19 protein-coding genes and 1 pseudogene are annotated in these 23,807 nt (G+C 41.8%); 10 read left to right on the top strand and 10 right to left on the bottom strand.

Annotated features, from left to right (window positions below; translation table 11 throughout):
• Positions 1 to 115: 115 nt before the first annotated feature.
• Entirely contained in the window at positions 116 to 712 is a 597-nt protein-coding gene (locus P2G54_RS05685) for an outer membrane beta-barrel protein (protein WP_275869082.1), read from the top strand.
• Positions 713 to 726: 14 nt separating this feature from the next.
• On the opposite strand, the gene P2G54_RS05680 is transcribed toward P2G54_RS05685, so the two are convergent.
• Positions 727 to 1,407: a GDSL-type esterase/lipase family protein gene (locus P2G54_RS05680; protein ID WP_275869080.1), complete on the bottom strand. Its 681-nt coding sequence runs from the start codon at positions 1,405 to 1,407 to the stop codon at positions 727 to 729.
• 252 nt (positions 1,408 to 1,659) lie between these two features.
• Here P2G54_RS05680 and P2G54_RS05675 point away from each other — a divergent pair, with 252 nt between their 5' ends.
• Complete coding sequence (locus P2G54_RS05675; RefSeq protein WP_275869078.1) at positions 1,660 to 2,766, top strand: DUF4407 domain-containing protein; 1,107 nt, start codon at positions 1,660 to 1,662, stop codon at positions 2,764 to 2,766.
• A 12-nt stretch (positions 2,767 to 2,778) separates the two neighbouring features.
• Here the strand turns inward: P2G54_RS05675 and P2G54_RS05670 are convergent, their stop codons facing one another.
• The 7 genes and pseudogenes from P2G54_RS05670 to P2G54_RS05640 form a co-directional block, all read right to left on the bottom strand.
• Entirely contained in the window at positions 2,779 to 3,531 is a 753-nt protein-coding gene (locus tag P2G54_RS05670) for a DUF5995 family protein (RefSeq protein ID WP_275869077.1), read from the bottom strand.
• A 2-nt stretch (positions 3,532 to 3,533) separates the two neighbouring features.
• Positions 3,534 to 4,259: a VIT1/CCC1 transporter family protein gene (locus tag P2G54_RS05665; RefSeq protein ID WP_275869075.1), complete on the bottom strand. Its 726-nt coding sequence runs from the start codon at positions 4,257 to 4,259 to the stop codon at positions 3,534 to 3,536.
• A gap of 3 nt (positions 4,260 to 4,262) precedes the next feature.
• Complete coding sequence (locus tag P2G54_RS05660; RefSeq protein ID WP_275869074.1) at positions 4,263 to 5,426, bottom strand: dipeptidase; 1,164 nt, start codon at positions 5,424 to 5,426, stop codon at positions 4,263 to 4,265.
• Between the two features lie 239 nt (positions 5,427 to 5,665).
• A pseudogene (locus P2G54_RS05655) lies at positions 5,666 to 5,732 on the bottom strand (hypothetical protein); the annotation flags it as partial.
• Positions 5,733 to 6,430: 698 nt separating this feature from the next.
• Positions 6,431 to 7,081 (bottom strand): peroxiredoxin, encoded by a 651-nt coding sequence (locus P2G54_RS05650; protein WP_345795461.1) that lies wholly within the window; start codon positions 7,079 to 7,081, stop codon positions 6,431 to 6,433.
• Positions 7,082 to 7,183: 102 nt separating this feature from the next.
• Positions 7,184 to 7,639, bottom strand: coding sequence for a cytochrome c (locus P2G54_RS05645; protein WP_275869070.1), 456 nt, complete (start codon positions 7,637 to 7,639; stop codon positions 7,184 to 7,186).
• A 12-nt stretch (positions 7,640 to 7,651) separates the two neighbouring features.
• Positions 7,652 to 8,266 (bottom strand): DUF2202 domain-containing protein, encoded by a 615-nt coding sequence (locus P2G54_RS05640; RefSeq protein ID WP_275869068.1) that lies wholly within the window; start codon positions 8,264 to 8,266, stop codon positions 7,652 to 7,654.
• A gap of 175 nt (positions 8,267 to 8,441) precedes the next feature.
• Here P2G54_RS05640 and P2G54_RS05635 point away from each other — a divergent pair, with 175 nt between their 5' ends.
• Complete coding sequence (locus tag P2G54_RS05635; RefSeq protein WP_275869066.1) at positions 8,442 to 9,095, top strand: Crp/Fnr family transcriptional regulator; 654 nt, start codon at positions 8,442 to 8,444, stop codon at positions 9,093 to 9,095.
• Here P2G54_RS05635 and P2G54_RS05630 read toward each other — a convergent pair.
• Entirely contained in the window at positions 9,089 to 10,120 is a 1,032-nt protein-coding gene (locus P2G54_RS05630; protein ID WP_275869064.1) for a glycosyltransferase family 4 protein, read from the bottom strand. The genes P2G54_RS05635 and P2G54_RS05630 overlap by 7 nt on opposite strands.
• An 80-nt stretch (positions 10,121 to 10,200) precedes the next feature.
• Positions 10,201 to 12,975: a leucine--tRNA ligase gene (leuS, locus tag P2G54_RS05625; protein ID WP_275869062.1), complete on the bottom strand. Its 2,775-nt coding sequence runs from the start codon at positions 12,973 to 12,975 to the stop codon at positions 10,201 to 10,203.
• 171 nt (positions 12,976 to 13,146) lie between these two features.
• Here leuS and P2G54_RS05620 point away from each other — a divergent pair, with 171 nt between their 5' ends.
• The 7 genes from P2G54_RS05620 (at position 13,147) to P2G54_RS05590 (ending at position 23,764) form a co-directional block, all read left to right on the top strand.
• Positions 13,147 to 14,736, top strand: coding sequence for an amidohydrolase (locus tag P2G54_RS05620; protein WP_275869060.1), 1,590 nt, complete (start codon positions 13,147 to 13,149; stop codon positions 14,734 to 14,736).
• A 66-nt stretch (positions 14,737 to 14,802) separates the two neighbouring features.
• The gene (locus P2G54_RS05615) at positions 14,803 to 15,240 is read left to right on the top strand and encodes a GNAT family N-acetyltransferase (protein WP_275869058.1); all 438 of its coding nucleotides are present in this window, start codon (positions 14,803 to 14,805) and stop codon (positions 15,238 to 15,240) included.
• A gap of 113 nt (positions 15,241 to 15,353) precedes the next feature.
• Entirely contained in the window at positions 15,354 to 15,980 is a 627-nt protein-coding gene (locus tag P2G54_RS05610) for a 7-carboxy-7-deazaguanine synthase QueE (RefSeq protein ID WP_275869056.1), read from the top strand.
• A gap of 4 nt (positions 15,981 to 15,984) precedes the next feature.
• Entirely contained in the window at positions 15,985 to 17,910 is a 1,926-nt protein-coding gene (locus P2G54_RS05605; protein WP_275869054.1) for an OmpA family protein, read from the top strand.
• Between the two features lie 618 nt (positions 17,911 to 18,528).
• A complete protein-coding gene (locus P2G54_RS05600) occupies positions 18,529 to 21,510 on the top strand; it encodes a TonB-dependent receptor (RefSeq protein ID WP_275869053.1) in 2,982 nt (993 codons plus the stop codon).
• A gap of 12 nt (positions 21,511 to 21,522) precedes the next feature.
• Positions 21,523 to 22,962, top strand: coding sequence for a RagB/SusD family nutrient uptake outer membrane protein (locus P2G54_RS05595; protein ID WP_275869051.1), 1,440 nt, complete (start codon positions 21,523 to 21,525; stop codon positions 22,960 to 22,962).
• Complete coding sequence (locus tag P2G54_RS05590) at positions 22,928 to 23,764, top strand: hypothetical protein (protein WP_275869049.1); 837 nt, start codon at positions 22,928 to 22,930, stop codon at positions 23,762 to 23,764. Before P2G54_RS05595 ends, P2G54_RS05590 begins: the two co-directional genes overlap by 35 nt.
• Positions 23,765 to 23,807: the final 43 nt, after the last annotated feature.

Here is a 23,807-nt window from a genome sequence, read left to right as displayed (position 1 = left end):
TAGAACAAGGATTCTGTTCGATTGTTTTAATGCGATTGAGCAATAAAGCGATCAAATTAAATTGATTCACTGATAATTTCCAGTACAAAGTTTTCAGTTTGAGCTTCCATCAACCATGAAAAAAATAAGCCCTTCTTTTGTCCTGATCACCTTTTTTCTTCTGATTTCAATCCCGACTCTCGCTCAACGTGCACCAGGATTGGGAATTAAATTCGGAATGAATTATGCTTCTTCCGGGAAATATTTTCAGGATGCAGAAACAGTTTGGCAGGATCCTCTACAAGGAGTGGGCTATCTTGCAGGGGTATTTTATAAACTGGGTTTCTATGGACTTTATCTTAGACCGGAATTGAATTACACGCAATCTGGATTTGATGACAAGGATTTGGATTTTAGAGCCAAGCGGCTGGATCTACCAGTGTTAGCCGGGATCCAAATTTTTAAGGTTATCAATGCGGTGGCAGGGCCTTCCTTCCATTATTCGTTGAAGGATCCCTCCAATATGGAATGGGCAAATAGTCAGGACTCTAAGTTAAGAATGGGGTATCAGGCTGGGTTAGGTATTTCAGTGGGACCCATTGGTATCGATCTTCGATATGAAAGAGAATTTCATGATCGAAAATTCGGATACGAACGGATTTTTGGAAAAGACCAGCCCTTTAGATCCCAGCAGGTTTTATTGGCGCTTTCTCTTCGGGTTTTTGATTTGTAAAATCCAAGAAGGATTTACTGATAAATCATTTCTTTCAGGAATTTGATGTGGGGGTCGAGCTGCTTTTTCCAAATCTCATAACCTTCCGGTTTCATGTGTAGCATGTCTTCCAAGAAAAGTTCAGGACGGGGATTTCCGGTAGGATCTAGCATTGGAGACCAAACATCAATGTACTGGGAATTAATCATCCCCTCGGCATAGGATTCCAGAGCCTTATTGAATTGCTCATAGGAATCTTTTAGGTTCCACCTGCTGGGGCTGGGTTTTGCTCCGATGAAATAGATCGATATTCCTTCTTTGTGCTCATTTAGTTTATGTAGAATTTGATCCAAATCATGGATGATTTCTTCTGTCGATTTTCCAGCATTGATGTCATTGTCCCCTTCATAAATGAAAACAGCCTGGGGATCATAGCGATTGACTAAAGACTCCAAATGGGTCAGGAGATCAGAGGCCTGAGACCCTCCGAATCCGGTATTGATAATCGGAACATCCGCGAATTCTTCCTGAATATTTTTCCACATTCGAATACTTGAACTTCCTGTAAAAACAATGCTGCCTTTACTCCATCCTTTTTTATCAATTTGAGCAGTGAGTTGATTTACTTCTTCCTGAAAGGGAATTTGTTGGGCATAGTTTCTACCAGCCAGAATCAGGAAGAATAGAAGAAGGAGAAGAATTTTTGGATTTTTCATGACTAAATATAGGTTCTTGAGGACTTATTTTCATGCTTTTATTCGAACTGCTCAAAATCGTTCAGGTATTGCGCAATTGCGTACAGTTCGGACATTTTGATCAATTGCCCATGCTTTTGAAATATTGAAAATATAGGCTTCAAAACGCTGGAAAAGGCACTTTATGGGGTTTAGGCTATTTACATTTTGTATTTGCATGTTTTGGAAAGCTTTTGGCGTTACTAATACTCATCCAACCAAATCCCTAATTAGATGCAGTATTTTATCCATTTCTTTTGGTTTTGTAGCGGTGCCAATTTTGCCCTTCTTAAGCGTGCTCCAACAGAATCCAACAAGTATGTAGGAATTGGTGCTACCGTGTTTTTTACCGGTATTTTGGCAGGTTTAGCAGCTGGCTATGCCCTTTACACAGTTTTTCAATCCATTTGGCCCGCATTGGGCTTTGGGTTTCTTTGGGCCTTGATGGTTTTTAATCTGGATAGATTTATTGTCTCCAGTATGCGAAAAAGAGAAAATGCTATTTCCGAATGGAAGTTGGCAATTCCTCGCTTGGTTTTAGCCATATTGTTGGCCTTTGTGATTTCGAAACCCCTAGAGCTGAAAATGTTTGAAAGGGAAATTGACCGGAAGTTGGATGAAAGGAAAACTGAGATGATCGCTCAGTCCAAAATAAGCTTGGATAAAGGTTTTCCGGAAATCCAGGAATTTGAAAGTGAAATTAATCAACTCAAGATTGAGGTGGACGAAGCTGAAACTTTCCGGGATCAGTTGCAGAAGGAATATGATGCAGAGCGATTTGGAGAGAAAACCTCAGGAAGCAGCGGGATTGTGGGACTTGGAACTAATGCCAAAAAGAAAGAACAGCAGTTGGATGCTGCTCAATTGGCTCTGGATCAACTTAAAATCAGAAACCAAGCCCGAACCGATACTCTTGAAGCACAGATCAGGGAAGTAAGGAATCGTAAACAATCGGAATTTGAGAAGCAACTTCCAGGGATCGATGGATTCGATGGCTTGGCGGCAAGAATGGATGCGTTTTCTTCTCTTACCTCCGAGAGCGAGGCGATTGCTTTGGCCAACTTATTTATCATGTTGTTGTTTATTGCCATTGAGACCGCTCCAATTTTTGTCAAATTGATTTCTTCTCGAGGACCATATGATGATTTGTTGGAGTTGCACGAAGAGAGAATCCGACTTTTTAAAGGAGAGAAATGGACGATTGCAAAAGGCGAGTCCGAAGCCAGAGTTGGATATTTTCAAGATACCCACTTTTATGCCACTGACTTGAAAAAAGAAAGGACCAATCGTAGAAGCAAGGCTCTGACCGAACGTGAAATTGCAGAGTTTGAAGGGAAATGATTAGAAGGCAGTTTACTGAGGTTTAGCCATTGTTTCCAATTGCATCATGGTCCGAGTGACAGATTTCCATTCGGCAATCCGGATTACCTTGATCAAAAAGCTTAGCAAACTTCCGGGGTTCAGCAGTTTCATTGCCAGTTTGGAGATTTTTAAATCCCTCTCGTGTATAAGCGAAGCTTTGTCAATTGCCTGGTGATATTCTTCTGCAAATTTCCATGCTCCGTCCCTAGCGAGCTGAATGGAAAAGTTGAGTAGCATTTCATCTTTTCCTTTTGCCAGCGGGATGAGCCATCCAAAAATAGGAGAGACTTTGCTGATGGAGCGTTTGACATCATCAACCATCTCGGAAAGGATAGAGTTAATTTGATCAAAATCACCCTTTATTCCATTCAGGTCTTTTCCTGACATGGTTTCCGAGGCGGCAATTCCCAAATCCAAATTGATGTGAGCATTGATCCCTAAAAATAGATGTTGCAGGACAAGGTTGCGAGAGCTTTTGCTTGCTTCAAATGCAAGATGCCAGCTTTCTGTGGGCTGTTTTCCGTTTTTCCATTCTTGATATGCGTCTATAAATCGCTTTGCAAAAAGGACATCCAATTTTTCCATTCTGGTATTGTCCTCAAATTCCCGGGATAGTATTCCCTGCCTGATCCTTCGAGTAACCTGTCTGTACAAGATTGAGAAATAACCAATTCTTGAGGAAGTGCGGGCGCATTCATTGACTATTTCATCCATTCTTAAGAGTACCTCCTCAATCGTGTTCATTATTAGGCAGTAATGAAAAAGTTCTCTAAAATGTCTCCCACATAGTAGGCTACTACCGCTGCCAATACTCCCAAAGCTACTGTCTCACTGATGCTTTGCAGGGCGGAAGTTTGGTTGACGATTCCTTTTAGCCAGCCTACCAACATAAAGGCAATCCCGGTTAAAATACTGGTCCAAAAGAAAATGTTGAGGTCAGTAGGGAAAAAGAAATCCCATAGGTAAATCAGCAAGGGGATGAAACCAACCAAAATAAAAGATATCAGGGTGGCTAGGCCTATTTTAAAAGGACTTTTGCTGTCCTCCATCATAAAGAGCTCGTCTTTCATCATTTCAGCTACCCAAAGATCCTTGTCCGAGCAGATATGGTCTACCACCTTGTCCAGTAAGCTTCCTTTAAAGCCTTTTCGTCTATAGATCACTGCGATTTCCTCTCGTTCTAATTCCGGGAGGTTTTCTACTTCCCAATACTCTATGTTTTGGTGTTTTTTGAAGTTTTCTTTTTCGCTTTTTGCAGATAGAAAAGCCCCAACTGACATAGAGAAGCCATCGGCTAGCAGATTGGCAAAACCTAAAATAATGAGGATTCCTGAATCCAAGTTCGCTCCAAATCCTCCTGCCACAACTGCGAAAGTGGTTACAGCCCCATCGATGCCTCCGTAAACAAATTCTCTTAGATAGACCTGAAGTTTGCCAAAGCGGTCAGAATCCTGATGATAATTTTCTTCCATGGTTTACTTTAAGTTTTCAAGAAAAAATCGTTTTACATTTTCCCCCATTACTGCTCTGATTTCCTCTTCGCTGAAGCCTTCATTCATTAAGCCTTCTACAATCAGGGGTAAGCCGGTAATATCAAAAGGAACAGCAACGGATCCGTCATAATCGGATCCCAGTGCCACATAGTCAACCCCTACTAAGTCACGGATATGCCGAATACTGGCAATAATATTAGGAAGTTCGGGTTCGCCTACAGCCATGTCAAAAAATGCGACCCCAATGATTCCCCCTTTTTCCGCTATTTTTTGGATTTGCTCGTCACTGAGATTTCGCTGGGAATCAAGAACGGCCTTTACGCCAGTATGCGAAACTATCACGGGGCGTGTGCTGATTTTCAGTACATCATCGACAATAGCTGGAGAGGCATGGGCCAAATCTACAAATATCCCCAGTTCATCCATTCTTCGGATAGCCGCTTTTCCAAATTCGGTAAGGCCTTCCATGGACTCCCCGTGTGCGGACCCACCCAATTCATTGTCAAAAAAATGAGTTGGACCAATCATTCTTACACCGGCTTGGTGGACTAGATCCAGATTAATTAGGTCGCCCTCCAAGGCATGTGCGCCCTCAATTCCAAGCATTGTTCCGATGACTGAAGGGTCAGATTTTCTAAGTTCAATCAGTTTTTCAAGGTCAGCTTTAGTTTTGACAAAAATGGCTTTTCCTTTTTCATTTTCTACAAATTCTTCCAAATCACCCGATTGGGAAAGGGTTCTGTTGATCAGGCTAAACCAATTCCATGGTCCTTCTCCTTTGGCAATGGTCAATGGGGTGATATTGTCGAAGGTGTCTTCGGAATTGCTTTGCATATTCTGCCCAGCAGGAGACTTCGATACAATGGTAAACATTTCCATAGCCACATTAGCCTCACGCATTCTTGGAAAATCCACATGCCCTCTGCTTCCCCTTTCATTCAAATCCCTTCCCCAAAGCAAGGCATCACAATGCAAGTCAGAAATAAAATCCAAACGCCCGTAAAGCGCTTGCGCTTCAGGGGAAACAGTGTAAGGAGGGGCGATTTTTACGGGATTTCTTTCAGACTCTATGTAGGGAGGAATGGTTGAGATGCCAATCGCATAGAGTATAAAAAGAATCAGGATGGCAATGAGATGCTTTTTCATCAGACTGGAATTTGTCTGATTAAGATAAGGAAAAATGAAATGGAAGAGGAATTGTGCCTATCAGCTTTCTGTTAATATTTTTTTCTGGTCTTAATGGTTTTCAGGTTATTTAGTTTATCCGTACTAAATAATCTTGACCGGATCAAAAATCGCAATCCCATTGGGGTTTCAATTGAACAACTGCTGTAGTTACGTGGAGCCTTAGTTGGGGTATTTCCACTATTCAATTTGATCGGCGCTCATGAAATAATCACAGTCTGGATTTTTCCCAAGGATATGTCCTGAGTTCCTGTTTTAAAATCCCCTTTTTCAAAGCACGTGGGAGAGGAGCTGTCGCAATAACCTCCGCTTTGATGTGGAACATCAGTTCGGTCCCAGGCCGTTTCTCCAGAGTGACTATTACCTCCTTAGAGAGACCTCTTCTGAATTATGTATTGAAGGAAAGATTGAAAACTGAAAAACCTTACTTGTTGATTGAAGACTTTCAGATTCAGGAGGTATGTCTAGTGGCAGGATTTTTTACTATCAGACATTTCCTTCCAGCTTTTATGTGGGAATATGATTTAATCCCCAAAGCCTTTCAAAACAGAGGTAGGGGATCTGAAAAAAAATCAAAAATATTTTATTGAATTTTGGGATATTATTTGACTTTTATTAAGTTTAATAAATTTTGGTAAATGAAAAGTTGTTAATCACGCTAGTTTTCCAAAGTTTATATGGTTTTAATCCATTGACAATAGACCCGTTATTGAGAGCTTGTTTTTGTACAAGCTCTCTTTTTTTACCCCTTTTTGGAGTCTAGTTTGTTCAGTTTCAAAAAGATGGTTTAAAAATCATCCTTCTTTCATGAGTTTCATGTAAAAAGTCTGAAAATTGGTTTTAATAATTTTATGAAATTTGCTTCATATAAATTTGGTTTTTATAGAGGTTAATAAAAAAACCTTCCCAAAAATTTCGGGAAGGCTTTCCACTAATTAACCCTTTAATCCAAAAAAAAGTCAAACTTATGCTAGGTCTTTTTTAGCCAGATAGAAGTCTACCATTTCGTAATCACTGGCTTCTCTTTCTTTCATCTCTTCCACTGTTTTTGGTGGGGGAACAATTACCTTTTCACCCGGTTTCCAGTTTAGAGGCATAGCAACTTTATATTGATCAGCTGTTTGCAATGCTATCAAAGCTCTTTTGATCTCCTCCATGTTTCTTCCCACATTCAGAGGATAGTACATGATTAGCCTGATTTTTCCAGCTGGATCGATAAAGAATACTGCCCGAACTGCCGCTGTTTCACTTTCACCAGGCTGAAGCATTCCATAGAGTTTGGAAACGCTCATGTCAATGTCAGCGATGATTGGGAATTCAAATAGGACCCCTGTGTTTTTCTTGACATTGTTTACCCAGGCAATATGCGCATGAATAGAGTCAATGCTCAGACCAATAAGCTTGGTGCCATGGTCATCAAAGAATTTCTGATCCAGAGCAAAACCGCTCATCTCAGTGGTACATACAGGCGTGAAGTCAGCAGGGTGTGAAAATAGGATAGTCCAGCTGTCCTTGATGTAGTCAGAAAATTTAATTTTTCCTGTGGTCGTCATTGCTTCGAAATCTGGAGCCATATCTCCGATTCTAGGCATGGTTAAAACTTGATTTTCCATCATTTATATTATTTATCGTTTTTTTAAACCTATGATTCAAATTTACAGTCAAGTTCCTAAACAGATTGTGATCACTATCACATCTAAATAAGGGATTACTGATTTTTAGTTTTCATTTACTCCCTGATGATGCTTGTCAAACCACTTTGGCTTTTCAAGCTGATTATCCTTTATGTATGTTACGATTACCTCTATTTCCTCATCGCTGACAGCAGGCCTTGGCATTAGGCCAAATCGATTAACTGGTCCTTTTAAGAGCGCTTTTTCTTCGGTTGGATTTTTGATAAAATCGCTCATTGCATCAATGAAAGCTCCTTTTTCCGGGAAAGCTTTTAGGTAATGATTTTTGATCCCAAACAGTGGTGGGGCCAACATTTCATCATGGGATGCAGAATTGGGGTTGTGGCATACGTAGCAATACTTCTTAAGCAATACCAAACCATCTAAATCCTGATTTTCGGGCTGTTTGAACTCTTGCTTTGCCTCAGGGCTTTTGGGGTTGCCGTTTTCCGTGATTGGGCCAAATGCCAGGAATGCAATAAGAATGGGGGTTAAATTCATTGGTTAACTTTTTTAATTACTACTGCAAGTTGTCACAGGTGTGCTGATGATCAGGTCATACTCCGCCTGAGTTATAAATTCTGGGGTGTAGGTGAGATCTAGGAAGGATGCAAGTCCTTCAAATGATCTCATGTGGTTTTTGGAACCGCACATTAGATTTTCATACATAGATTTCAATGTCTCATCACTGGTTTCCTTTATGGCATCCTGAAGATCTTTGATGTCCAGGTCTTCAATGTAAAGGCCTACCAGAAGGGCTTCTTGATGAGATTGATCTACTCGTTCAATCAATTCTGCATACAAGGTTTGTATGGCCGGAATTGTAAACTCACCTTCAAGGGTGCTACCATCTAATGGGTCTTCCAGATTTAACCTGTCCATATTGGTCAATACGGCCGCTACGTGCTGGGACTCACTGTTTGCAATGTTTTGAAATGCCAGAATATCATACTTGGAGTAAGCATAAACATATACATCGTGGGCCATTTTCTCCTCTTCTCTAGTAAAGAGAAGAGTCTCTTTTACTGTGTTGCTGATCTGTGGTACGATAACCGGGTCCTTGTCATTGTCTTCATTACAGGAGGCAAATGAAAGCAACACGAATGCTAATGTGAATAAGCGTTTCATGATATTTGGTTTTTAAGTCTTAGAGAAATTTCGGCCAAAAAACCTTGATAAGCAGTGATTTTCATCACCCAAAAAAGAGTATTTGAGCAGTTAATTTGGATCCTATAAAAAGAAATGGAATATCTGCCTAGCTGTGGAAAGTGATGCAGGTGGATTTTCCAAATTGCTCTAGATTATGATTGATTCCAAAACAGAAATAAGAAACCTGCTGAATTATCAATTCCCCGATTTCCAAGGAGAATTGGCGGCGGAAATTGTAGAAAGTGGGGAGATTGTGGACATCACGGCTGATACGCTCATGATGGAGATTGGCCAAAAAGTGGAAAAAATTCCCCTGATCGTATCAGGTTTGGTAAAAGTCTTCCGTGAAAGTGAAGATGATCATGACCATGAATTGTTCATGTATTACCTGGGACCTGGAGAGGCTTGTGCTGTTACCTTGATTTGCTCAGCAAAAGAAGGGTATTCCAAGATTAAGGCGATTGCAGAAGAGGATACCTCTCTGATTATTGTCCCCGTCACGAAATTTGAGGAGTGGATGGCAAAATATCCTTCCTGGTTTTATTTTGTGATGGATACCTATCAGCATAGATTTGATGAATTACTTAAAGTGGTCGATAGTATTGCTTTTCACCGAATGGATGAGAGGCTACTGGAATATCTAGAAAAGAGTGCAGAAGTCAGTCATTCATCAATTGTTCACAAAACCCATCAGCAAATCGCTCAAGAGTTGAATACCAGCAGGGAAGTGATCACCCGACTATTAAAGAAGTTGGAATTAAAGGGAATGTTGACTGTAAACCGTCACCAGATCAAATTGCTTCAATAGGGAAGGTCAAGTGCTGCCAAAAGGCCTTGTTTTCGCTTCTCATAGCTAAAATCCTTTTCTATTCTTTGAGATGCTTTTTGCGAAAGTGTATCCAGGTTTAGAGTATTTAGGGTAGAAATAAGGAATTCCAGCTGATCCAAATTCTTGGTCTCAAGAATCAATCCTGTGTCAGCGATGATTTCCGGTATGGCTCCTACTGAAGATCCAATAGGAATGCATCCACATGCCATGGCCTCTCCCAAGGAGTTGGGAAACCCTTCGGAAGTTGACAACTGAAGGTAAAACTGGTGTTGGTTATAGAGTTCAAGCAGTTGCTCCGGTTTTTGCTTTCCAATCACCAGTACGTTCAGATTTTTGGTTTGATAGTCGGAGTCCCCAACCAAAGTGAAACTCCAGGAGGGATGATTTTTTGCCAATTCCTCAATCAAATCATTTCCTTTTATCCTGGCTCTTGAGGACTTCGATGTTCCGGTCGCTACCGATATAAAACTGAAATTCCGCCTATTCCTCCCGAAGTTTTTCCAAAATCCACTATCGAACCCATTGTGAAGCACCTGAATTGGTGTGCTTAAATCAGGGATTAAGTTCAATAAGCCCTGTTTGGATGATAATTGAGGGTCAAAATGGTAATCCTGTCTAACCAGGGCTTCAGCCACTGGTAGGATCAGGCTGCAGTTTTTAAAGGAATACACGGTGGCTTTTCGGAGCCATTTTTTGCGAAAATTCCCATAACCTATTTCCGGCATGTTGATACAATCTGTTCCTCCGGCCTGAATGGTACATTTTTTTCCGGTAAGTTTTCCGAACCATACAGGGAGTACGCTGTGATACCCCCCAAAAAAGCAGAGATACTGGCTGGTTCGGGGAAGAAACCAGAGTAATTGAAAAAACTGAATTATAAGGAAGAAGGGTAGTTGGATCGGGCTTTGAGTAAACTCTAAAGCTTTGATTTTTTCCGAAGGGCTGATCATTTCCAAGTCCCGGTCGATAAAGGCAGTCCGAACTGGAAAAGTGTAAATGATCATAGGGCTCTTATTAATTTGACTGAAAGTAAGCCAGAAAAAGAAAAGGGGAAAATGATATTCCCCCTTTTTTCAAATCTGTTTCAGACTACCAGGTTGATGATTTTTCCCGGGACGATGATCACCTTCTTGGGAGATTTTCCTTCCATCCATTTCTGTACAGTTTCATCTCCCATGGCAGCTTTTTCAATTTCCGGTACCGCAAGGGACAATGGGAGATTCAACTTCGCCCTCATTTTTCCATTGATCATTACAGGGTACTCGAAGTTGCTTTCTATCAAATATTCCTCCTTGAATTCAGGAAATCCTGCTTTGGTGATAGATTCGGTATGCCCTAGCAAGGCCCAAAGCTCTTCAGCGATATGGGGAGCATATGGAGAGACCAAGACTGCCAAAGGTTCCAGTATTGCGCGCTTATTGCTTTTCAAGGCTGTCAGTTCGTTGACACAGATCATGAAGCTGGATACGGAAGTGTTGAAGGAGAAATTAGCCATATCTTCTTCCATCTTTTTGATGGTTTTGTGCAGGGCTTTCAGTTCTTCTTTGCTAGGAGCTGCATCGGATACTTCAAATTCTCCTTTGGCATTATGGTAGAGGTTCCAAAGCTTTCTCAAAAACTTGAACACCCCATCAATTCCGTTGGTGTTCCAAGGTTTGAATTGCTCCAGTGGACCCAAAAACATCTCGTACAATCTCAACGTATCCGCACCGTATTTTTCGATGATATCATCCGGGTTGACCACATTGTATTTGGACTTGGACATTTTTTCGACTTCAGCTCCGCAAATGTATTTTCCGTCTTCCAAGATGAACTCGGCATCTGCCAAATCCGGTCTCCAAGCTTTGAATTTATCCAGGTTCAGCTGGTCATTGTGGACAATATTTACATCCACGTGCATTGCTGCCGTGTCGTATTGGTCTTTTAAGCCATAAGAAACAAAGGTGTTGGTACCTTTTTGTCTATATACAAAATTCGACCTTCCCTGGATCATTCCTTGGTTGATCATTTTCTGGAAGGGTTCGTCAATGCTCACCACACCCAAATCATACAGGAATTTGGTCCAGAATCTGGAATACAACAAGTGTCCCGTGGCATGTTCTGATCCACCTATGTACAAGTCCACAGCGCCCCAATAATCGGTTTTTGATTTATCAGCAAATACCTCTTTGTTTTTGGGGTCCATGTATCGGAAGAAATACCAGCTGGATCCGGCCCAACCCGGCATGGTAGAGAGTTCCAATGGATATTCTCCATCCGCGGTTTTATAGGTCCAGTCTTTGGCCCGCCCAAGTGGTGGCTCTCCGTCTTCTGTTGGAAGATATTTATCAACCTCAGGCAAAACCAAAGGCAAATCTTTTTCATCAATCAAGTATGGCAATCCATCCTTGAAGTAAACAGGAAGTGGCTCTCCCCAATAACGCTGGCGGGTGAAGATGGCATCCCTCATTCTGTATTGGATTTTGCCTTTGCCGATTCCTTTTTCTTCCAAAAACTCAATGGCTTTTTCCATGGCTTCCTTCATGTATAGCCCTGAAATGAAACCTGAATTAATGATCAATCCGCCTTTTCCGGGGAAGGAACCGTTTTCCATGGAGCCTTCAATCACCTGTCTGATTTCCAGTCCAAAATGCTTTGCAAAATTATAGTCCCGCTCATCATGAGCCGGTACTGCCATCACGGCTCCAGTTCCGTATCCAGCCAAAACATAATCGGCTACCCAGATTTGGATTTCCTCACCATTGAAAGGGTTGATAGCGTATGAGCCAGTGAATGCGCCTGAGATGGTTTTGACATCACTCATCCTTTCGCGTTCGGAGCGGTTTTTGGCAACATTGATATAGGCTTCGGCAGTTTCTCTCTGATCCTCTGTGATCAGTTCTGCAGCCAAATCCGACTCAGGTGCCAATGCCAAATAGGTTACTCCATATATGGTATCTACCCGAGTGGTGAATACTTTGATTTTTTTATCCGAACCTTTGACATCAAAAAGTACTTCTGCACCGATGGATTTTCCAATCCAATTACGTTGCATTTCTTTGATCGGCTCAGCCCAGTCTACTTTCTCAAGTCCCTGAAGTAGGCGGTCCGCATAAGCAGTGATCCGCATGGACCATTGCATCATTTTTTTTCTTTCCACAGGATGTCCTCCTCTTTCGGAGAACCCATCCTTTACTTCATCATTCGAAAGAACTGTACCTAAAGCAGGACACCAGTTTACAGTGGTTTCCGCCAAAAAGGTCAGACGATATTTGAGCAGCATTTCCTGCTTCTCCTTTTCTGAAAAAACAAGCCATTCCGCTGCCGTGAAGTCGGGAGTTTCTTCATCACAAACGGCATTTACATCTTTATTTCCATCTTTTTCAAAAGTCGAGATCAAAGAGTCTATGGAAAGTGCTTTGTCAGCCTTCAAATCATAATAGGAATTGAAAAGCTGCATAAATATCCACTGAGTCCACTTGTAATAGGAGGGGTCGGAGGTTCTGACTTCCCGGTCCCAATCAAAGGCGAACCCGATGTTTTTTAGCTGCTCAGTATATCTTGTAATATTTTGCTCTGTGGTGATAGCCGGATGCTGTCCGGTTTGGATAGCGTATTGTTCCGCAGGGAGTCCAAATGAATCGTAACCCATGGGGTGCAATACATTGAACCCTTTGAGCATCTTGAATCTGGAAACAATATCCGAGGCGATGTATCCCAGGGGATGGCCTACGTGAAGGCCTGCTCCTGAAGGATAAGGGAACATATCCAGGGAATAAAATTTGGGGCGATTGAGGTCTACTTTAGCTTTGAAGGTTCCTTTTTCTTTCCAGTAGCCCTGCCATTTTTTTTCGATGTCCCTGAAATTGTACTCCGCCATATTTGAAAATTTCTTGATGTTTTTGCTAAACGACTGCAAAAATAGAAAATTTAGCGGGGTTTGGTAAGCAAAATTCAAATCCTTCCGAGTAGGAGATTTTTCCGTTGGTCATTTTTCTTAAAGAAGGATTCGGCTTTTTGTTAATTTCATATAACCAAACCATCGACCCTTATGAAAAAACAAATTTTACTTGTAGCGGTTCTGTTGTCTGGGCTAAGTTTCAATGGTTACAGCCAAAAGAAAATATCCCAAAAACAGATTGATGCCTTGAAGGCGGAAGTAGCCCAAATTGTCCAGGAAAATCACAAACAAAGTCAGGTGATGGTGGACAAGATTTTCAGCTTTGCAGAGCTGGGTTTCCAGGAATTTGAATCTTCTAAATACCTGACAGGAATCCTCGAGCAAAATGGCTTTACAATTGAAATGGGGATCTCTGGAATTCCCACCGCTTGGGTTGCTCGCTGGAGCAATGGAGAAGGACCGGTAATCGCTTTGGGATCGGATGTGGACAATATTCCCAAAGCATCTCAATATCCTGGTGTGGCCTACCATAAACCTATTGTGGAAGGAGCTCCCGGACACGGAGAAGGACACAATGCCGGAATCCCTTTGAATATCACAGCCGCTTTGGCAGTGAAACAAATCATGGAAAGAGAAAATATTGGAGGGACCTTGATCTTATGGCCTGGAATCGCCGAGGAGTTGGTGGCTTCCAAAGCTTGGTTTACAAGAGATGGGCTCTTTGAGGGAATAGACCTTTGTATTTTTACACACGTTGGAAATAACCTCGGTGTCAGTTATGGTCAGGCCTCTGGTACGGGCTTGATTTCTGTTGAATATACCTTTTCAGGTGATGCTGCCCATGCCGCGGGAGCACCTTGGAGAGGAAAAAGTGCAGCAGATGCTGTAGAGTTGATGAACATCGGTTGGAATTACAAGCGAGAGCATTTGCATCCCTTGAAAAGATCCCATTCCGTGATTACCGATGGGGGAGATCAGCCTAACGTAGTTCCTTCCAAGGCTTCCATTTGGTATTATTTCAGAGATGTGAAATATGATGGGATCATGGAAATGTATGAGCAGGCTACCAATATTGCTAAAGGTGCAGCTATGATGACTGAGACTACTATGGATTATAAAGTTTTGGGAACAGCCTGGCCAAGACATTTTAATAAGGTGATTGCGGAGACTATGTTTGCTAATATCCAAAAAGTTGGTCTTCCTCAGTGGGACGAAAAGGATCAGGAATTGGCAAAAGCAGTTCAAAAGGAAATGGGGTCTAAAGAAACAGGGCTTCCAACTGAACTGGATGAGTTGGGGCTTCCGGTAACCGAGCCCCGTTCTGGAGGTTCCGATGATATTGGTGATGTTTCATGGGTTTTGCCAACCGTTACCTTGAGATTCCCTTCCAATATCCCTGGACTGCCGGGGCACCATTGGAGTAATGCGATTGCTATGGCAACACCTATTGCTCATAAAGGAGTAACAGCCGGTGCCAAAGCAGAGGCTATGACCATTTTGGACTTTTTGTTGAAGCCCGAACTGGTAGGTCAAGCCTGGGATTATTTCAATAATGTGCAAACCAAGGAAGAGCAGTATAAGCCAATGATTACCAAAGACGATGCTCCTCCGATCTATCTCAATTCAGAGATCATGAAGCAGTTCCGTCCTGAATTGGAGAAATTCTATTACGACGAAACCAAATACGGTTCTTATTTGGAGCAATTGGGAGTGACCTACCCAACTGTGAAGAAGGACTAAAAGATTTGAAATTGGAAGATTGTGAAATAATATTGCAATCTTTCAATTTTTAAATTTTCCAATCCAATGAAATTTAACATTCGAGAAGCTTCTCTTGACGAACTCTTATGGATGCATCAGCAAATCCCTGAGTTCCCAGGAAAAGCTTCTCTTGATTTTTATGCCGACCGGTTGAAGCATAGACTTTTTCTGGCTTTGGTAGCTGAAAGCAAAGGAGAACTTTTAGGGTTCAAGGTGGGCTATCAAAGTGACAACCCGAATGTTTTTTATTCCTGGATGGGGGGAGTGAGACCTGAGTTTAGAAAGTTTGGAGTTGCAGATGCCTTGGCGGAGTGTCAGGAAACTTGGGCGAAGGAGAAAGGGTTCAAATCGATTTTTTTAAAAACTCGAAACCGCTTTCCAGCGATGATTGCTTTCGGGTTGAAAAGAGGGTTCAAAATTATGGAAGTGATTCCCAAGGGAGGGGTGGAGGATTACCGGATAGTGATGCAAAAGGAATTGTAAAATTGTTCGCTTAAATCTATCAGCTTGTGAATTTTTCAATTTTACAATCCTAAGCCCTACCTTTGCAGGCAAATTCACTAGCGGTTCGATCACCCGCTTTACCAAAAATTCAAATGACTCAAGAAGAATTGGTGGCTGAAGGGCTACAGCTTCCCGTGATGGAAGCTTTTTACACAATACAAGGAGAAGGACGATTTACCGGATATCCGGCCTATTTTATCAGGCTGGGAGGATGTGATGTGGGGTGTGTATGGTGTGATGTCAAAGAGAGCTGGGAAGCTGGGAAATGGCCGGTATTTTCTATTCAAAAAATTGTTGATGAAGCCTTAGCCTATCCCGGCCGTTTGGTTGTGATCACAGGAGGGGAACCTTTGATGTACAATCTGGGGCCTTTGACCAATCTCCTGAAGGAAAAAGGTTTTACTATCAATATAGAGACTTCAGGGGCCCATCCATTCTCAGGAGAGTTTGATTGGGTTTGTTTTTCCCCTAAGAAATTTAAAAAGCCACACCCATCAATCTATGAAAAAGCCGATGAGCTGAAAGTGGTGGTTTACAATGCCAGTGATTTTGCATTTGCTGAAGCACATGCCCGATTGGTTGGGCCTCAATGTGAACTTAGGCTTCAGCCGGAGTGGAGCAAGGCTGAAAAATTCACTCCTGAGATCATCGAATACGTGAAAAATCATCCTATTTGGAAAATTTCGCTCCAAACTCATAAATTTATGGACATCCCATAGGTTTATGCGCCCTGTATTTGCTGTTGTAGTATTTCTTTTAATCACTTTCCACGCGTCTGGTCAGCAATTTTCCGTTAATGACGGAAGGGCTATCCGATTTTATAATGAAGGGGAGCAGTTGATCATGGAGAAGCAGTACGAGGGAGCCATGGAAAAATTCCGGGATGCGATCAACCGGGAAGCCTCCTTCTTGGAAGCCTATGTGAAAATCTCCCAAATACTAATTACCCAGGGAAATTTGGAGGAGGCCGAAAAAATCGCCCTTGCCGGACAGAGCCGAATAAAGACGAATAAAAACGCAACCAAAAAGCACGAGGCCGATTTTGGATGGGTATTGACTAATATATACCTGCTTAGTGGGGAGTTTCAAAAAGCTTATGATGAGTTTCAAAAGACGGATCCTATTCTGGATAATTCCTTCCGGACTCATTTGTACTACAAAGACATTAAGTCTAGGATTGAGTTTTTAGGGGAACAGCTGGATAAGGCTTCTACCATTGATAAAGAGCGATTAGAGAATCCTTTGAATCAATTTCGCCTTCAATATTTTCCAGTCCTAACTGCGGATGGTAAGCAGATATTGTTTACAAAAAGAGACGGAACAGGGAATTTTGATAAGGAGGATATTTTTACAGCTTTTCTGGATTCTACAGGAAATTGGACAGATCCAAAAAGCATCGCTCAAACGATCAATTCTCAATACAATGAAGGGACCTGTTCCGTAACCGCAGATGGGAATATTCTGATTTTCACTTCTTGTGATGCTCCCGATTCCGAGGGAAGCTGTGATTTATACATTGCTTACAAAGAGAATGGAACCTGGCAGCGCCCGAACAATATGGGGAAGAAGGTGAATTCCAGATTTTGGGATTCTCAGCCTTCTTTATCAGCGGATGGAAGGGTTCTTTTTTTCTCTTCTAATCGAAGCGGAGGGTTTGGAGGAAATGATATTTGGTATTCTGTTCGTATGGCGGACGGCAGCTGGTCTGATGCCAAAAATCTCGGGAATGTAGTCAATACATCAAAAGATGAGATTTCACCTTTTATGTTTTTCAACAATGAGATCCTTTTCTTTGCCTCCGATGGTCATCAAGGTTTTGGTGGAATGGATATTTTTCTGTCCAGGGTAGAGAAGGGGGAGTTTAATGAGCCAGAAAATCTAGGGCTTCCAATCAATGATCATTTAGATCAGGTAGCCTTGTTTATCACCGCTCAGAAAGATTATGCCTATTTTACAGAGTTGAGTTCAGGGGAGAAGGACGATGATCGATCCCTATTGTACAGGTTTAGGTTTCCAGAGGAAATCTACCTTGGCGAAAATTTGACAGTAACCGGCGGGAAGGTTTTTAATTCCAAAACTGGAGAACCAATAGACGCTACCTTGTCCTTGGTTTCACTGACCAATGATAGCACCCTCTATCAGTTCAGGGCAGACGGAAAGACCGGAGAGTTTATGATGTTGTATCCAGAAAGGTCGATTTCAGGGCTGTATGTGGAAAAGAAAGGTTTTTTACCTAAAATTTACAATGTGGAGCGGGATAAAATTCAGGATGTAAAGGATCTTGAAGTTTCGCTGACGCCGGTTTCCTCAGGGGAGGAGTTCGTTTTTGAAAACGTGTTTTTTGATTTTAATAAATACGAGTTGAAACCTGAATCAATCAGTTCACTCAAGCGATTGATCAAATTTTTGAAGGAGAATTCCAATGTAAACATTATGATTAGCGGCCACACCGACAATGTGGGCTCTGCTTCCTACAACAAAGCATTAAGCCTGCAGCGTGCCCAAAGTGTACAGCAATATCTGGTGGAAAACGGGATGCATCCTGCACGGGTGATGGTAGAAGGCAAGGGTGATCAGGAGCCATTGGTTCCCAATACTAGCCCGGAAAACCAGGCGCTCAATAGAAGAATTACTGTTCGCGTTCTTTAAACTGCAATTTCTTTACCTTACCGAATTTCTCGGCAAATGAATCTCTGATTTCAAATTGATGAGGATTTGACCTCTGGCTTACCTTTAGGATGGTTTTGGTTTTTTGCTTTGCCCATTCGAAAAGACAGTCTGTTTAGTGCTGTAGGGCTTATTATTGGATAAGGCAGGGTTAAATGTGATAACAAAAATTGTTTTATGTGAATAAATAATGTCTAACAAAATTAGTTAATTGTAAAAAAGGCTATATTATTTCAATTGTTTTATAAAAAAACAATTTTTATTATCTCTTAATTGAGTATGTTTTAAATAATATTTTGAAAAAAACCTTTCTTTTAGAATAAAGCACTGAATTAAGGAAAAAGACAATTTCTTTCAATAAAAAGACAATTTTTTAATTAAAAATTAACTTTTGTTAACGTTCAGTATTGTAAAATTATTTTTTGTTGAATATTCTGTTTTCGTTTATTTACCAAATTTTATATAGGTTTTATGCTCCAAGTCAAAAAAATATCTCTTTACCGTTCAAAAAACAATTATAGTTTTTCGTAGTAATGCTCTTTGGATATTCAAAGATATGAGATATCATTGAGTCTAATTTAAACCATAACAAAACCAAATATGAGGAAAGTTTTACTTCTAGGACTCATGCTGTTTTTGGCAAGTGCTGTAGCATTTGCCCAAAGCCGCGTGATTACTGGTACGGTTACCTCCACTGAGGATAACTTAGGTGTACCGGGAGCGACTGTTCTTGTGAAGGGGACTACAGTTGGTACTGCCACAGATCTTGATGGTAGATATTCAATTAGTGTACCTGCCGGGAGCAATGTTTTGGTCTTCAGCTTTGTTGGCTTAAGATCGCAGGAAGTGACCATTGGTAACCAAACTACAATCAATGTAGCTTTGGAGCCGGATGTTCAGGCCCTGTCTGAGTTTGTGATTACCTCTTATGGTGATCAATCCAAAAGAGAAATCACGGGTGCGATTGCATCTGTTAAAGGTGAGGTTTTCGAAAACCTTCCAATGCAGTCATTTGACCGTGCCATGCAGGGTCGTATCGCGGGTGTTCAGGTAACATCAACTTCTGGTGCTCCAGGAGGTACTTTGAATGTTAGAATCCGTGGTGTCGGCTCTATCAATGCTGGTAACGAACCACTTTACATTGTAGATGGTGTTCAGTTGGGTGGAGGTTCTCTATCTTCTCAGGGCCCACAAAATGCCTTGGCTTCCATCAACCCGAATGATATCGAGTCAATTGAGGTATTGAAAGATGCTGCGGCTGCTTCTATCTATGGTGCTCAGGCTGCCAATGGTGTAGTTTTGATTACTACTAAAAAAGGTAAGAAAGGTGCTACACAGACCAAGATTTCCGTTCAGGAAGGTATTGTTCAGCCTTTGAACCTGTATGAAGTGATGAATGCTACTCAGCTTGCTACTATCAAGCGTGATGCATACATCAATGCAGGTCGAAATCCAGCTGATGCGGCAAATACTTATGGAAACCCAGAAGATCCAAATTTGCAGTCTTATGATTGGGTTGATGAGCTGTACAGAAACGGTAGATTGAGCATTTATGATTTGTCTGTATCCGGAGGTGATGAAAAGACTAGTTTCTATATCTCTGGTGCATATACCAAGCAGGAAGGTCAGATCATCCAGTCAAGTTATGAAAGAGGTACTGGTCGATTGAATCTGACTCACAGACCAAACAAAAAATTGACCGTAGCTGCCAACTTGTCTTTGGCTTATCAAAGAACTTTGGGTACCATCGCAAACGGTAACTTCGTAAACGGTCCTTTCTCTGCAGGTTTCACCATGAGACCAAATGTGCCGATTTACAATGAAGATGGTTCTTTCAAAGCAAACTATCCTTCTAACCATAACTTTGGTTACAACATCGTTCAGGGTGTTTATGAGGAATTGAGAAGAGGTACTTCAGTTCAGACTGTGTCCAATCTTCAGATGAACTATCAGATTGCTCCATTCTTGACTTGGACTTCTTATTTTGGTGTTGATTTCTCTGATAACAGAGATGAGAACAACCGTCCATCTACTATTCCTGTATTCTCCTCTTATGGAGGCCAGTCTTTCTTTGCAGATAGAAGAACCAACAACTATAACACAAACCACAACTTGAACTTCAACAAGAAATTCAACGATGTGCACACTGTTTCAGCTTTGGCTGGTTTTGAATACAAAGGATTCCAAAATGAAGAGACCACTGCCACTGGTAGAGGTTTTGCAAACCCAACTTTGATTTACCTTCAGAATGCGGCTACTCCTTTTGCAGTAGGTGGATTCTTTACGGAGTATAAAAGAGCTGGTTTCTTCGGTCAGGCAAAGTATGACTACGATGATAGATATACAGCTGACATTACCATCAGAAGAGACGGTCACTCTAGATTCGGTGAGCAGAACAGATGGGGTACCTTCGGTGCAGCTTCAGTTGGATGGAGAGTTTCTTCCGAGTCTTTCATGCAGGATTTGACCTGGATTGACAACTTGAGAGTGAGAGCTTCATTCGGTATCACTGGTAACTCTAACATTGACAACTTTGCTTCCAGAACTTTGGTTGGTAATACTGGTCAGTATTTGGGTTCCGGCTCCTTGGGTCTTTCCCAATTGGGTAACGACCTCTTGACTTGGGAAGAATCTCAGACTGCCAACATCGGTATGGACTGGACCTTGTTCAATGGTAGAATCATCGGTACAGTTGACTTCTGGAGAAAAGACTCCAAGTCCCTATTGTTCAATACTCCACTTCCAATTGATTCCGGATTCGGATCTATTACCAGAAACACCGGTAAGGTTAGAAACCAAGGTATTGATTTCGATATCCAGACTGTAAACGTTGTAGCGGGTAAGTTCCAGTGGAGCACTGCCTTCAACATTACCTTCTTGGAAAACGAATTGCTGGAGCTTTACGATGGACTTGACCGAATTGGTAACTCCTTGATCGTTGGTAAGCCAATCTCATTCTGGTATACCCATCAATATATCGGTGTAAACCCAGCGAACGGTAGAGCCATGTACGAGGATGCTAATGGAAACCCAACTTACATCGTGGGTGAATCTACTCAAAGATATATAGGTAGCGGTCTTCCTAAGAGTTATGGTGGTTTCTCTAACTCCTTCTCTTATGGACCAGTTTCTTTGGAAGTGTTCTTCCAAGGACAATTCGGAAACTTGGCAGGAAACCAGGATATCTTCAACTTGGGTGACTGGGGAGCTAGTACAGGTAACCTTTGGGTAAGCCAATTGGATTACTGGAAGCAGCCTGGTGACATCACCACTGTAGGTCGTCCTTATGAAGGAGGACAGGCTCCAGGTACTTCCAACATTGATACTTTCTCTACCAGATTCTTGAGTGACGGTGGATATGTTAGATTGAAGCAAGTAACTTTGAACTTTACCCTTCCAAGTGCTGCTGCTTCTAAAATTGGCATGAAAGGTTTGACAGCTTTCGTCCAGGGATTGAACCTTGCAACATTCACGAAGTATTCCGGACAAGATCCTGAAGTTGTAGGAATTGCAGAAAACGTATCTATCGGTAGATATCCGAACGGTAAGCAGTTCTCTGCAGGTCTAAACCTAACCTTCTAATCAGAAACAGAAATGAAAAATATCTTTAGAATAATGGTACTGGGCGGCGCTTTGGCTACCGCTTCTTGTACAGACTTGGAAACTCAGCCAAGACAAAGCTTAACTCCGGAGGTAGCTTTTGCTGATGTGGACGGTTTTGAAGCTTTGGGCTTTACAACCTATGGCATTGCCCGTGCTTTTAACCAATACGGACAGCAAATGATGATCGCTCCTGAGATCATGGCTGACAACTTGAGAATTATCGCCAATACTGGTCGATACATTGGCCAGGAAGCCAACGCTGATAGAGCTCACATGAATTTGTGGACTACCCAGTTTTGGTCAGGTATCAACACCGCCAACATCGTGTTGGCTCAGATTGATGATGTAGAGGGGAATGATACCCAAAGAGCAAGAGTAAAAGGTGAAGCTCATTTTATGAGAGCGCTTTTTTACTTTGATTTGGCTAGAGTTTATGGATATGAGCCAGGTAAAGAAGTAAATGGCTGGGATAAAGCCGTTATCTTGAGAACTGAGCCTACTTTGGGCTTTTCCAATGCGGACTTCAGAGCTAGAGCAACAAACCGTCAGGTTTATGATCTGATCATTTCTGATTTGCAGACTGCTATCAATTTGTTGCCAACCGCTTCTCAAGGAACATCTGGAGTATACAGAGCCTCCAAGGGTGCAGCTCAGGCATTGCTAGCAAGAGTTTTTTTGTATGACTCTAAATTTGCCGAAGCAGAAGCTGCTGCTACCCAGGCTATGGCGACTTTCGGTATCTCTGATGCCGGTGTTGGTTTGGCCGATGCAGATAGTTACATTGCTGGATTCTCCACTGCTCCAAATCCTGAGTCTTTGTTTGAAATTGAAATCAGATCCAACGACTGGTCTACTGTGGATGGGGTGAATAACTCAGTATGTTCCCTTTCTGCAAACGTGTTTGCCAGTGCGCAGTTTATTGTAACTGCAACGGATGAACTGATTGAATCTTATGAAGAAGGAGATGTGAGAAAAGATGCTTGGGGAGAGACTACCCGTTCTGGTGCTTCCGGTACTGTGTACCGTTCCAATAAGTGGCTAGGACATAAGGGGGACTTCCTAGAGAATCTTCCGATTATCCGCGCCGCTGAACTGTTTTTGATCAGAGCAGAAGCTCGTAATAGAAAACAAAGTCCTGATGATGCAGGTGCTAGAGCTGATCTTAATGCTTTAAGATCAAAAAGAGGGTTGGATGATGTGGATGCCGCACTTTCAGGGGCAGCTTTGTTTGATCAGATCATGTTGGAAAGAAGACAGGAATTTGCATTGGAAGGTCACAGATGGTTTGACTTGAAGAGAAATGGACTGGATATTACCAAGGCTGGTAATTTTGAAAATGTACCTTACTCTGACTATCGTTTGTTGGCTCCACTTCCTACTGCTGAATTGCAGTTGAATGATCAATTGGAGCAAAACCCTGGTTATAACTAAAAAAAGAAAAACGATTATGAAAAAGTTATATATCTTACTTGCAGTAGCCTTTGCCTCTCTGGCAATGACCTCCTGCTTTGATGATCCGGGGACTGATGTTTTCTTCAATGGAAATGAAGTTGAGTTCCAAGATGCGAATTTGCCAAATGGGCTTACTGCTCGTTTTGTGAGAAATAGTCCTACTCAAATAGACCAGGTAAGTATTCAAGTGAATCGTGTGTCAACCAATGGTTCCGCACCTATCACTATGAATATCTCTGTTGATCCTTCATCAACAGCTGTCGAAGGTGTTCATTATCAATTCACTGGTACCTCTGTTACATTGGAAGCTGGTGAATTCGTTAAGTCATTTCCTGTAACTGTCCTGACGGGAAATATTGATCCTTCTGAATCCCCTAATTTGGTATTAAAGATCGATAGTGCTACAGGTGCTGAGGTCTCTGCTAATTATGGGAAGATGACGGTTGCCATTCGAGTTATCTGTCCATCAGATTTGGCTGGAACCTGGGAATTCGCTAACGGCGAAACTACAGAAATCGAAGAAATTGGTACCGGGAATTACAAAATTGTCGACCTAAATGCAATGGGTGTTTATTATGACCCCGCAGTATATGTTGTTGAGGCTTTCTTTACCGATAACTGTAATATCCTAACTTTGTATGGAAGTTCGGCTTATGGTATTCAGTGGAGAGGTACAGGAGTATATGATCCTGATACCGATACAATCACATGGGAGAAGATAGCGGATATAACCTATAATCCTGATTATGAGGTTGAACAAATTGTGATGACAAGACAGTAATATCAATTTATATTCTTAAAAAAAGGAGGGATTTTCCCTCCTT

This window comes from Algoriphagus sp. CAU 1675, assembly GCF_029222925.1.
In the GTDB taxonomy this organism is placed as follows: domain Bacteria; phylum Bacteroidota; class Bacteroidia; order Cytophagales; family Cyclobacteriaceae; genus Algoriphagus.
The sequence above is the reverse complement of the archived record's forward strand: the minus strand, read 5'-3'. Positions and strand labels throughout refer to the sequence as shown.